This window comes from Allobosea sp. P4_E12, from assembly GCF_056401655.1.
Genome location: NZ_JBFUIY010000008.1, coordinates 42,242 through 54,388 on the forward strand (window position 1 = coordinate 42,242; position 12,147 = coordinate 54,388).

The 12,147-nt window shown below is 66.8% G+C and carries 12 protein-coding genes; 11 read left to right on the plus strand and 1 reads right to left on the minus strand.

The window, feature by feature from the left end; all coding sequences use genetic code 11:
* The gene (locus AC1DW9_RS12165) at positions 1-789 is read right to left on the minus strand and encodes a HesA/MoeB/ThiF family protein (protein ID WP_113518359.1); all 789 of its coding nucleotides are present in this window, start codon (positions 787-789) and stop codon (positions 1-3) included.
* A 160-nt stretch (positions 790-949) separates the two neighbouring features.
* On the opposite strand from AC1DW9_RS12165, the gene AC1DW9_RS12170 reads away from it, so the two are divergent.
* The 11 genes from AC1DW9_RS12170 (at position 950) to AC1DW9_RS12220 (ending at position 12,124) form a co-directional block, all read left to right on the plus strand.
* Positions 950-1,951 carry a BMP family lipoprotein gene (locus AC1DW9_RS12170; RefSeq protein WP_476855100.1) on the plus strand — a complete coding sequence of 334 codons (1,002 nt, stop codon included), beginning with the start codon at positions 950-952 and terminating at the stop codon, positions 1,949-1,951.
* Positions 1,952-2,012: 61 nt separating this feature from the next.
* Positions 2,013-2,750 carry an MBL fold metallo-hydrolase gene (locus tag AC1DW9_RS12175; protein ID WP_441506314.1) on the plus strand — a complete coding sequence of 246 codons (738 nt, stop codon included), beginning with the start codon at positions 2,013-2,015 and terminating at the stop codon, positions 2,748-2,750.
* Complete coding sequence (locus AC1DW9_RS12180) at positions 2,747-4,273, plus strand: ABC transporter ATP-binding protein (protein ID WP_441506315.1); 1,527 nt, start codon at positions 2,747-2,749, stop codon at positions 4,271-4,273. The genes AC1DW9_RS12175 and AC1DW9_RS12180 overlap by 4 nt, the downstream gene beginning before the upstream one ends.
* The gene (locus tag AC1DW9_RS12185; protein WP_441506316.1) at positions 4,270-5,370 is read left to right on the plus strand and encodes an ABC transporter permease; all 1,101 of its coding nucleotides are present in this window, start codon (positions 4,270-4,272) and stop codon (positions 5,368-5,370) included. The genes AC1DW9_RS12180 and AC1DW9_RS12185 overlap by 4 nt, the downstream gene beginning before the upstream one ends.
* A gap of 2 nt (positions 5,371-5,372) precedes the next feature.
* Complete coding sequence (locus AC1DW9_RS12190) at positions 5,373-6,347, plus strand: ABC transporter permease (RefSeq protein ID WP_441506317.1); 975 nt, start codon at positions 5,373-5,375, stop codon at positions 6,345-6,347.
* Positions 6,347-6,760: a cytidine deaminase gene (locus AC1DW9_RS12195; RefSeq protein ID WP_441506318.1), complete on the plus strand. Its 414-nt coding sequence runs from the start codon at positions 6,347-6,349 to the stop codon at positions 6,758-6,760. The genes AC1DW9_RS12190 and AC1DW9_RS12195 overlap by 1 nt, the downstream gene beginning before the upstream one ends.
* Before the next feature lie 57 nt (positions 6,761-6,817).
* Entirely contained in the window at positions 6,818-7,630 is an 813-nt protein-coding gene (locus AC1DW9_RS12200) for a purine-nucleoside phosphorylase (RefSeq protein ID WP_476776745.1), read from the plus strand.
* A 2-nt stretch (positions 7,631-7,632) separates the two neighbouring features.
* Entirely contained in the window at positions 7,633-8,394 is a 762-nt protein-coding gene (gene deoC / locus AC1DW9_RS12205) for a deoxyribose-phosphate aldolase (RefSeq protein WP_476776746.1), read from the plus strand.
* Positions 8,394-9,722: a thymidine phosphorylase gene (gene deoA / locus AC1DW9_RS12210; RefSeq protein WP_476776747.1), complete on the plus strand. Its 1,329-nt coding sequence runs from the start codon at positions 8,394-8,396 to the stop codon at positions 9,720-9,722. Before deoC ends, deoA begins: the two co-directional genes overlap by 1 nt.
* Positions 9,719-10,663 (plus strand): 2-hydroxyacid dehydrogenase, encoded by a 945-nt coding sequence (locus AC1DW9_RS12215; RefSeq protein WP_476776748.1) that lies wholly within the window; start codon positions 9,719-9,721, stop codon positions 10,661-10,663. Before deoA ends, AC1DW9_RS12215 begins: the two co-directional genes overlap by 4 nt.
* Positions 10,664-10,765: 102 nt before the next feature.
* Positions 10,766-12,124, plus strand: coding sequence for an esterase-like activity of phytase family protein (locus tag AC1DW9_RS12220; RefSeq protein WP_476776749.1), 1,359 nt, complete (start codon positions 10,766-10,768; stop codon positions 12,122-12,124).
* Positions 12,125-12,147 lie beyond the last annotated feature (23 nt).

Genomic DNA, 12,147 nt, shown 5'->3' on the forward strand with positions numbered 1-12,147 from the left:
TCAGGCGCTCCTGGCGACCGCCGTCCCGTTCAACGGATTGGCGGCATCCCAGTCGTAGCGCATCGTATCGAAGCGCATCGTCATCGCGTCGACGAGCAGGAGCTTGCCGACCAGCGGCTCCCCGAAGCCGGTGATTGCGCGAATCACCTCCAGCGCCATCAGCGAGCCCATCACGCCGGCGAGCGCGCCAAGCACACCGGCTTCGGCACAGGGTGCGACCGTGCCAGGCGGCGGCGGATTGGGAAAGAGGCAGCGATAGGTCGGGTTCGGCCGCCCGTCCGGCCGCTTCTCATGCGGGCGCAGCGTGGTCAGCGACCCATCGAAGCGGCCAAGGGCCGCGGTGACCAGCGGCTTCTTCTCGTAGAAGCAGGCATCGGCGACGGCGTAACGCGTCTCGAAATTGTCGGTGCCGTCGGCGATCACGTCGTAGAAGGCAACCATGGCGCGGGCGTTGTGCGGGTCGATGCGGGTGACATGCTCCTCGACCGCGACATGCGGGTTGAGCCGCTTGATGAAGCCGGCAGCCGCAACCGCCTTGTTCGCGCCGAGGTCGGCAGTGCTGAAGATGGTCTGGCGCTGCAGGTTGGAAAGCGAGACATGATCGGCGTCGACGATACCGATCATGCCGACACCCGCGGCGGCAAGATACTGGATCAGCGGCGCGCCAAGCCCGCCCGCGCCGATCACGAGTACGCTGGTGGATTTGAGTTTGGCCTGCCCCGGACCGCCGATCTCCGGCAGCACCAGATGGCGCGCATAGCGTTCGATCTCGTCACCGTGCAGGCTCATGCATCAGAGTTAAGCCGAACCGCTGGATTGGGCAATCGTGGCGTTGGCGGGGCCAAGGGAAATGGCCTGCAGCCCGGCTTGGCCGGGCGAGGAAGCCGTGCCATCGTGCGCACAGGCAGGGGCGGAGAAACCGCGCCGCGCGTTCACAGGGGAAGCACATATGCGGGTCAGATCTCTTGCGCTGGCGCTAGCGGGCGTCGCCTTTTCGGCTCTCGCCGCCATGGCGCAAACCRCAATCAAGCCGGCGGTCGTTTATGACAAGGGCGGCAAATTCGACAAATCCTTCAACGAAGCCGCCTTCATCGGCGCCGAGAAATTCAAGAAGGAAACCGGTGTCGAGTTCCGCGATTTCGAGCCGACCAACGAGGCGCAGATCGAGCAGGCCCTGCGGCGCTTCGCACGCGACGGCCATTCCCCGATCATCGCGGTCGGCTTCAGCCAGGCGACCGCCCTGCAAAAGGTGGCAGCCGAATTCCCCGACCTGAAATTCACGATCATCGACATGGTTGTCGACCTGCCGAACGTACAGTCGGTCGTGTTCAAGGAGCATGAGGGCTCCTATCTCGTCGGCCTGCTCGCCGGGATGGCATCCAAGAGCGGCAAGGTCGGGTTCGTCGGCGGCATGGATATCCCGCTGATCCGGAAATTCGCCTGCGGCTATGTCCAGGGCGTCAAGGCGGCGAAGAAGGATGGCGAGGTCTTCCAGAACATGACGGGCTCGACGCCCTCCGCCTGGAACGACCCGGTGAAGGGCGGCGAGCTTGCCAAGTCGCAGATCGACCGCGGCGCCGACGTGATCTACCACGCAGCCGGCGGCACCGGCATCGGCGTGCTGCGCGCGGCGGCGGATGCCGGCAAGCTCGGCATCGGCGTCGATTCCAACCAGAACGCCCTGCAGCCGGGCAAGGTGCTGACCTCGATGCTGAAGCGCGTCGATGTCGCGACCTACGCCTCCTTCAAGGCAGCCCGCGAAGGCAGCTGGAAGCCGGGCATCTCCGTGCTCGGGCTGAAGGAGGACGGCGTCGCCTGGGCGCTCGACGATGCCAACCGGGCCTTGATCACGCCCGAGATGAAAGCCGCCGCCGACAAGGCGCGCGATGACATCATCGCCGGCACGGTGAAGGTGCACGACTACATGTCGGACTCTAAGTGCACGATGTGAGGAACGGGCGCATGCCGCCCTCTCCTTCTCGGGGAGGGCGGCGCTTCGGGGCCGCATCCGGATGAAGATCACCATTCTTGGCTCCGGCGACGCCTTCGGATCGGGCGGGCGTTTCAACACCTGCCTGCTCGTCGAGGCCGTCGGCGAGCGCATGTTGCTCGACTGCGGCTCGTCGAGCATGGTCGCGCTGAACAAGGCGAACATCGCGCGCAACCCGATCTCGAGCCTACTGTTCACGCATTTCCACGGCGACCATTTCGGCGCGCTGCCGGCCTTTCTGCTCGATGCGCAATTCGTCTCGCGCCGGAACGAGCCCCTGACCATCGCAGGACCGGCCGGCATCGAACACCGAGCGTGGCATGCGCTGGAGGCCGATTTCCCCGGCGCCTCGGCCAATCCCTGGCGCTTCCCGATCCGTTTCGTCGAGGTGACGCCGGATGCACCGGCAATGTTGGCCGGGCTCGCGATCACCGCCTTCCCGATGGTGCATGACGAGCGCGCCGGCCCTTGCCAGGGCTATCGACTGGCACGCGACGGCAAGGTCTTTGCCTTTTCCGGCGATACGGCCTGGAGCGATGAGCTGATCTCCTTGGCCGCCGGAGCCGATGTGCTGCTTGTCGAGTGCTACAATTACGACCGGCCGCTGGCCAACCATCTCGACTACCAGACACTCGCGGCACGGCGCGGCGATCTCGCGACCCCGCGCATCGTGCTGACCCATATGGGGCCGGGCATGCTGGCCCATGACGGCCCTTTGCCGGAAGAGCGGGCCCATGACGGCATGGTGATCGTGCCATGAGCGTTCCCGCCATCGAACTGATCGCGATCAGCAAGCGCTTCGGCCCGGTCCTGGCCAATAAGGACGTCTCGCTTTCCATCGCCGCCGGCTCGATCCACGGCATCGTCGGCGAAAACGGAGCCGGCAAATCGACGCTGATGTCGATCCTCTACGGTTTCTATGAGGCCGATTCCGGCGAGATCAGGGTCGCAGGCCAGCCCTTGCGTATTCGCAGACCGGCGGATGCGATCGCGGCCGGCATCGGCATGGTGCATCAGCATTTCATGCTGGTCGAACCACTCAGCGTCCTCGAGAACGTCGTGCTCGGSGCGGAGGGCGGCAAGCTGCTCAAGGGCGGCATCGCCAGGGCACGGGCCGAGCTTGCGCGCCTCTCTCGGGATTATGGCCTCGCCATCGACCCGGACGCCATCGTCGGCGATCTCTCCGTCGGCCTTCAGCAGCGCGTCGAAATCCTGAAGGCGCTCTATCGCGGCGCCGAGATCCTGATCCTCGACGAACCCACCGCCGTACTGACCCCGTCGGAAGCCGACCAGCTCTTTGCGCTGCTGCGATCACTGAAGGCGCAGGGCAAGACGGTGATCCTGATCACCCACAAGCTGCGCGAGGTCATGGATGTGACCGACACCGTCTCGGTGATGCGCCGGGGTGAGATGATCGCGCATGTCGAAACCGCCCGGACCTCGCCTCCCGAGCTTGCCGAGGCGATGGTCGGACGGCGCGTGCTGCTGCGGGTGGAGAAGACGGCGCATCCGCGCGGGGCCCCCGTTCTGGAGGCTGCCGGCCTCGGTTTCTGCGACGAGCGTGGTTGCGAGAAGCTCAGCGATGTCAGCCTGACGCTGCATGCCGGCGAGATCGTCGGTATCGCCGGCGTCGCCGGCAATGGCCAGAGCGAATTGCTCGAGGTGCTTGCCGGCCTGCTCCAGCCCTCGCGCGGCGTCATCCGGCTCGACGGCGAGATCCTCAACGCCGGCGACCGCACGCCCGCCAATCTGCGCGAACTCGGGGTGATGCATATTCCCGAGGATCGGCACAGGATGGGACTGGTCACCGCCTTTCCCGCGGCCGAGAACAGCATCCTCGGCTACCAGGACGACCCGGCCTTCGGACCAGGCCCCTTCCTCTCACCGACCAGGATTGCGGCGCACGCGTTCGCCGGCATGACGGCCTACGATGTGCGCCCGGCAGACCCCTCCCTGAAGGCCGCGAAATTCTCGGGCGGCAATCAGCAGAAGATCGTGCTGGCCCGCGAGATCGAGCGCGCACCAAAGGTCCTGCTCGTCGGCCAGCCGACACGCGGCGTCGATATCGGTGCGATCGAGTTCATCCATCGCCGCCTGATTGCGCTGCGCGATGCCGGAGTGGCGATCCTGCTTGTTTCGGTCGAGCTCGAGGAGGTGATGGCGTTGTCCGACAGGATCCTGGCCATGTGCGGCGGCCGGATCACCGGCGAGCGAGCGGCCGAGGCCACCAATGAGCGCGATCTCGGCCTGCTGATGGCCGGTGTGAACCAGGAAGCCGCATGAGCGCCACGCCGATCGACCTGCCCCGCTGGGCCGATGCCGGGCTGGTTCCGCTGGTCAGCGTCACCGCAGCGCTCCTTGTCGCCGGACTGGTGGTGCTCGGCATTGGCGAGAGCCCCCTGGAGGCCACGGCCCTGCTGCTGAAGGGAGCGCTGGGCAGCATCGAGGGATTGGGTTTCACGCTCTACTACACCACGAATTTCATCTTCACGGGCCTCGCCGTCGCCGTCGCCTTCCATGCCGGGCTGTTCAACATCGGCGGCGAGGGCCAGGCGACCATCGCCGGCATCTTCCTCGCGCTGGCTTGCCTCTGGCTCGCGCCGCTGCCCGGCATCCTGCTGGTGCCGCTCGCCATCCTGGCGGGAGCGGCAGGAGGCGCGCTCTATGGTTTCATCCCCGGCTGGCTGCAGGCGACGCGCGGCAGCCATGTCGTCATCACCACGATCATGTTCAATTTCCTGGCGGCGACGCTGAGCGTCTATCTGCTCGTCAACGTGATGGGGAAACCTGGTTCGATGCAGGCCGAAACCCCGGAATTCGCCGGGCACGCCGTGTTGACGCCGATGCACCAGTTGCTCGCGCCGCTCGGGATCAAGCTGCCGGCGACCCCGCTCAACACCGCTTTCCTGCTCGCGCTCGCCGCGCTCGTCGCAATCTGGGCACTGATCTATCGCTCGCGCCTCGGTTACGCGATCCGCACCGTCGGCGCCAATCCGCGCGCTGCCGCCTATGCCGGCATTTCGCCCGCCCGGATGACCATGGTCGCGATGGCGCTCTCCGGCGCCCTGGCTGGCGGGCTCGCGGTCAACGAGGCGATGGGCGTGCAGCACCGCCTCCTGATCGATTTCACGGCCGGCTACGGTTTCGTCGGCATCGCCGTCGGATTGATGGGGCGCGGCCACCCGATCGGCGTCGCGCTCTCAGCCTTCCTGTTCGGCGTGCTCTATCAGGGCGGAGCGGAACTCTCCTTCGACAAGCCGACCATTACGCGGGACATGGTCGTCGTGATCGGCGGCGTGGTCATCCTCTTTGCCGGGGCGCTCGACGGGCTCTTTCGCAAGCTCGTCGCCAACGCCCTCCGACTCGGCCGGGTGGCCTAGCCATGGACTGGCTCACGACCATCGCCGTCATCCTCGATTCCACGATCCGACTGTCGATTCCGCTGCTCTGCGCGGCACTCGCCGGACTATGGTCCGAACGCTCCGGCGTCGTCGATATCGGGCTGGAAGGGAAGATGCTGATCGCGGCCTTCGCCTCGGCCGTCGCAGCCTTCGTGACCGGCTCCGCCTGGGCGGGGCTCGGCGCCGGCATCCTGGCCTCGGTCCTGCTCTCGCTCGTCCACGGCTTCGCAGCGATCACCTGGCGCGGCAACCAGATCGTCTCCGGCGTCGCCATCAACATGCTGGCGGCGGGCGTCACCGTGGTGCTCGGCAATGCCTGGTATGGACAGGGAGGACGAACCCCGCCGCTCGAAGGGGCGGCGCGCTTCGGCGATCTCACCCTGCCCTTCGCCAGGGCCATGCGCGAACACGTCCCCGTCCTCGGCCTTCTCTACGACGAGGTCATCTCCGGCCATGGGGCGCCGGTCTATCTCGCCATCCTCGCGGTTCCGATCACTGCCTTCGTGCTGAAGCGCACACGCTTCGGCCTGCGGCTGCGCGCCGTCGGCGAGAACCCGGCAGCCGTCGATACCGCGGGCATCTCGGTCGCCGGGCTGCGCTATGGCGCGGTGGTGATCTGCGGCGTGCTTTGCGGGCTGGGCGGCACCTATCTCGCCGTTTCGCAATCGGCCGGTTTCCTGCCGCAAATGACGGCGGGAAAGGGCTTCATCGCGCTCGCCGCCGTGATCTTTGCGAATTGGCGTCCCTGGCCGGCGCTGGGGGCCTGCCTGCTCTTCGGGCTGCTCGATGCCATCGCGATCCGGCTGCAGGGCGTGCTGCTCCCGGGTATCGGGCAGGTTCCCGTCCAGGCGATCCAGGCCCTGCCCTATCTTCTCACCGTCATCCTGCTTGCTGGTTTCATCGGCAAGGCCGTGCCACCGAAGGCGTCGGGCCTGCCCTATGTGAAGGAGCGTTGATGAGCGAGTCTGCGCCCAATTTCGACGCCCTCTTCGCCACGGCCAGGCGCGCGCAGGTCCGGGCCTATGCGCCCTATTCCGCATTCCGGGTCGGCGCCGCCATCCTCGATGACAACGGCGCGATCCATTCCGGCTGCAATGTCGAGAACGCCTCCTATCCCGTCGGGCTCTGCGCCGAGGCCGGCGCCATCTCCGCGATGATCGCGGCGGGCGGACGGGCGATCCATGCCGTTCTGGTCCTTGGCGACGGCGAGGAACTGGTTACCCCGTGCGGTGCCTGCCGTCAGCGCATTCGCGAGTTCGCTGCCCCGGAAACACCCATCGCGATTGCGGGCCCCGATGGCGTGCGTGCCCGGTTTTCGCTCGCGGAGCTGTTGCCAGCCTCGTTCGGACCGGCCAATTTGCGCATCTGATTTGCGCAGGCCCGCGCGCATCCGCGCGCAGGCCGACCCCGATACCGAGGCATTGGAATGGCGGCTGACCCGAGTTTCGACAAGGCAGCGGGAACGCTGATCGACCGCGGCGTCGACGGTGGGATCGACTGCGCCTTCGTTCTCGGCACCGGGCTCGGCCGCATCGTCGACGATGTGGTCGACCCGGTCGTCATTCCGTTCGCGGAGATCCCGGGATTCCCGCAGGGCCATGTCTCGGGCCATGCCCGGGCCGTCTGCTATGGCACTCTGCACGGCAAGCGCGTCCTGATCTTCCAGGGGCGGGCGCATTTCTACGAAACCGGAGATCCTGCGGTGATGCGCGTGCCGATCGGCATGCTGACAGCCTTCGGCTCGCCGCCACTGGTCCTGACCAATGCATCGGGCTCGCTGAAGCCGGACCTGCGGCCCGGCGGTCTCGCCCTGATTACCGACCACATCAATCTCAACGCGCCGAACCCGCTGATCGGCGACACCGGCGATGGGCGTTTCGTGCCGATGGTCGATGCCTATGATCCGCATCTGCGGGCACGCCTGAAGAAGGCGGCGGCCGCTTCAGGGGTCAATATGGGCGAAGGCGTCTATATGTGGTTCTCGGGGCCGAGCTTCGAGACGCCGGCCGAGATCAGGATGGCGAAGATGCTCGGCGCCGATCTCGTCGGCATGTCGACCGTACCGGAGGTCATCATCGCGCGCCGGCATGGCATTCGCGTCGCCGGTATCTCGGTGATCACCAATATGGGCGCGGGTGTTCTTGGCGGCGCGCCGAGCCACGGGGAGACCCGTGACGTTGCGGCGGCCGCGTCGACGGGCCTGCGCCGCCTGTTCCGCTCTTTCCTGGCGGAGCTCTAGGGATGGCCGATCTTGAAGCCGCGGCCCGTGCACTGAGTCTCCTCGACCTGACCGATCTCTCGGACCAGGCGAGCGAGGCCGGCACCCTGCAACTTTGCGCGCGCGCCGTCGCTGCGCCTGGCCCCGTTGCCGCCGTCTGCATCTGGCCGCGCTTCGTCGAGATTGCGCGCAAGGCGCTGCGCCATTCGACCGTGAAGATCGCGACCGTGGTCAATTTCCCGGCCGGGGGCAGCAACTGCACGCTGGTTGCCGGAGATGTCGCGGAAGCACTGGGGGACGGCGCCGATGAGATCGACCTCGTCCTGCCCTGGCGCGCCTTCCTCGATGGCGACAGCGACATTGCCCGCGAGATGGTTGCGAGCGCCAAGGACCAGTGTGGCGACAGGCTGCTGAAGGTCATCCTTGAAACCGGCGAATACCCTGATCTCCACGCGGTGAAACGAGCCTCAATGCTCGCGATTTCGGCCGGGGCCGACTTCATCAAGACCTCGACCGGCAAGACCGCCCATTCCGCCAGCCTGCCGGCGGTCGAGACCATGCTGGCCGTCATCAGGGCAGCCGGACGACCGGTCGGCATCAAGCCCTCCGGCGGCATCAAGACGCTTCCCGACGCAAACGCCTATCTTGCGCTGGCCGACAAGGCGATGGGACCAGATTGGGCGAAGCCCTCCACCTTCCGCATCGGCGCCAGCGGCCTGCACCAGGTCCTCGTCGACATCATCGAGGGCAAGACCGCCGGCGAACGGATCGACGGGGCCTATTGATGCGACTGCCTCAGGAGATCATTGCCGCCAAGCGCGATGGCGGCACGCTTCCCAGCGAGGATATCCGCCAGATCGTCGCCGGGCTGACCGACGGTTCCGTCAGCGAGGGCCAGGCCGCCGCATTTGCCATGGCCGTATTCTTCCGCGACATGAACGCCGAGGAACGCGTTGCCCTGACGCTCGCCATGCGCGATTCCGGCACGGTCCTGAACTGGGACGACCTGCCCGGCCCCGCACTCGACAAACACTCGACCGGCGGCGTCGGCGACACGGTCAGCCTGCCTCTGGCTGCGGTCGTCGCGGCCTGCGGTGGCTATGTGCCGATGATTTCGGGACGTGGCCTCGGCCAYACCGGCGGCACGCTCGACAAGCTCGATGCCGTGCCGGGATATGTGACGCAACCGGATATCGCGCTGTTCCGCAAGGTGGTGCGCGAAACCGGCTGCGCCATCATCGGCCAGACCGCGGATCTCGCCCCTGCCGACAAGCGCCTCTATGCCATCCGCGACGTGACCGCGACGGTCGAGACGATCCCGCTGCTGGTGTCCTCGATCCTGTCGAAGAAGCTCGCCGCAGGCCTGCACGGCCTGGCCATGGACGTGAAATTCGGCTCCGGCGCCTTCCTGCCCGACTTCAACAAGGCGCATGACCTCGCAGAGGCACTCGTCGGCGTCGCCAATGGCGCCGGCCTGCCGACAACCGCGCTGATGACAGACATGGCCGAGCCGCTCGCGTCGGCTGCCGGCAACACGCTCGAAGTCGCCTATGCTCTCGACCACCTGACCGGACGCCGGCGCGAACCGCGCTTCCACGAAGTGACCGTGGCACTGGCCGCCGAGATGCTGCTGCTCGGCAAGCTTGCGCATAACCTCGACGAAGCCCGGGCGAAGATCGAGGCAGCTTTCAGCAGCGGCGCCGCCGCGGAGCGTTTCGCCGAAATGGTGGTCGCGCTTGGTGGCCCGGCCGACCTGCTGGAGAAGCCGACAAAGCATCTCGCGCCCGCCGCGGTCATCCGGGCGGCCTATCCGGCCTCGAGCGGAGTCGTGCGCACCGTCGACACGCGCGGCGTCGGGCTTGCCGTGGTGGCGCTCGGCGGTGGGAGGACGCGCCCGCAGGACGCGATCGACCATGCTGTCGGTCTCGTCGAACTGGCAGGGCTTGGCCAGGATGTCGGGCCGGAACGGCCGCTCGCAATCATCCATGCCCGCGACGAGGCCAGCTTCACCGCGGCCGAGGCCCGGCTGCGGCGGGCCTACACACTCGGCGAGGACGCGGCCGGACACGGTCCGCTGATCGCGCAACGCATCACGGAGACTTCAGGATCATGAGTCTGCTTCTGGCAATGACCGGTTGGCATATCGAGGATTGGCGGGGGCGTTTTGCCGCCCTGCTGCCGGAACTCCCGGTCGTCACGCTCGGCGAGCCCTTCGACCGCCGCGCCGTGCATTACGTCGCGAGCTGGAAGCATCCCGAGGGAAGCCTCGCGGGCCTGCCCAATCTCGCAGCGATCTTCTCGCTCGGCGCCGGCGTTGACCACATCTTCGCCGATAGCCGCCTGCCGCCGGTGCCGATCGCCCGCGTGGTCGATCCTGATCTGACGACGCGCATGAGCGAGTACATCGTACTGCACTGCCTGATGCATCTGCGCCAGCAGCGCCGCTACGACCGTCAGCAACTCGCCAAATCCTGGGAAGACGATCGCAACCAGCCGGCGGCCCGCTCCGTGCGTGTCGGCGTCATGGGGCTCGGCGAGCTTGGGCTCGACGCGGTGCGAAAACTGCAGGTCCTCGGCTTCGACGTCGCCGGCTGGAGCCGTTCGCCGAAGAGCGTCGACGGGCTTGTCACCTTCGCCGGGGAAGACGGCATGGCAGCGTTCCTCGCTCGCACCGACATCCTGGTCAGTCTGCTGCCGCTGACACCGGATACGCGCGAGGTCATCAATGCAAAGCTGCTCGGCGGTCTCGCGCAGGGCGGGCGGCTCGGCGGACCGTTCCTGATCAATGCCGGTCGCGGCGGCCTGCAGGTCGAGACCGATATCCTGTCCGCGCTCGAAACCGGCACGCTGAGGGGGGCGACACTGGACGTGTTCCAGACCGAGCCATTGCCGGCCGATTCCCCGCTCTGGAGCCATCCGGCCGTGACCGTGACACCGCATAATGCCGCGATGTCAGACCCGGAGGCGATCGCGACCCTGATCGCGGCGCAGATCCGGCGGCTGCAGGCCGGCGAAGCGCTGGAGCACGTCGTCGATCCCGCCCGAGGTTACTGAGCGGCCTGCCGCTCCGTCACGCAAGCGTCACGGCACCGTCGTTGTGCTGAGATGCTGCACGGCCAAGCCGGCGCGGTCTTCTTCCCCGCGCCGGAGTGACCCATGCGCCTTGCCCTCGCCGCAGCCCTGCTGCTGTCCTCGACCATGCTCGCCGGTGCGCAGGACGCGCCGAAGGAATTCCCCGCCAAGCTCGTCGGCCATGCCCTCCTGCCGGCCAACACCATCATCCCGGCCCCGGCCGATGCGCCGGCTGACCTCAAGGTCTCCGGCAAGTTCGTCCAGCCCGGCAAACGCGTCGGGGCCGTCGGCACCGTGATGGGTACGTCGGGCGGCCGCCCGACCGGGCTGTCCACGCCATTTGCCGGTCAGCCGGTGCAGGGCTTCTCCGGCATCCGCTCGCTCGGCAATGGCGAGTTCCTGGTGCTGACCGATAACGGCTTCGGCTCCAAGGTGAACTCGCCCGACGCGATGTTGTTCTTCCATCGCCTCAAGGCCGATTTCAACGGCGGCAAGATCGAACGTCTCGCGACCACCTTCCTGCATGATCCCGGCAAGAAGGTGCCGTTCCGCATCGTCCACGAGGGCACCGAGAAGCGCTATCTGACCGGCGCCGATTTCGATCCCGAATCCATCCAGCCAATCGGCGGCAAGTTCTGGATCGGTGAGGAATTCGGACCCTACCTGATCCGCGTCGACGCCGACGGCAAGGTCGAGGCGGTGTTCGAGACCACGGTCGACGGCAAGCCGGCGCGCTCGCCCGACCATTACGCCGTGACGACGCCCGGCGCCCCGAACCTGCCCGTCGAGTTCAATGTGCGCCGCTCCAAGGGCTATGAGGGCATGGCGGCCTCGCCGGACGGGCGCTTTCTTTACCCGCTGCTCGAAGGCCCGCTCTGGAACGCCGAGACCAAGGGCAATGAGGAAGTCGACGGCAAGGAAGTGCTGCGCATCCTCGAATTCGACGTGCAGAACGAGAAGTGGACCGGCCGCTCCTGGTTCTTCCCGCTCGAGCAGAAGGGGCTCGCCATCGGCGATTTCAACATGATCGACGCCACCACCGCCTTGATCATCGAGCGTGACAATGGCGAAGGCACTGCCGACAAGGGCTGCGCGGCCGGCCAGAAGGGCCCGGACTGCTTCCATGACCTCGCCAAGTTCAAGCGGATCGTGAAGATCGAGATGACCGACGCCAATGTCGGCAAGTCGGTGCGCAAGATCGGCTTCATCGACCTGATGAAGATCGCCGACCCGGACAAGAAGGCGAAGCAGGGTGCCATCGACGGCGTGCTGCCTTTCCCCTTCTTCACCATCGAGAACGTCGATGTCGTCGACCGCGCCAATGGCATCATCGTCGTCGGCAACGACAACAACCTGCCCTTCTCCTCGTCGCGCGACCCGAAGAAGGCCGATGACAACGAACTCGTGCTGCTCTCGGTCAAGGACCTGCTCGCCGCCAAGTGAGCGAGACGGCCCAGCTTGCAACG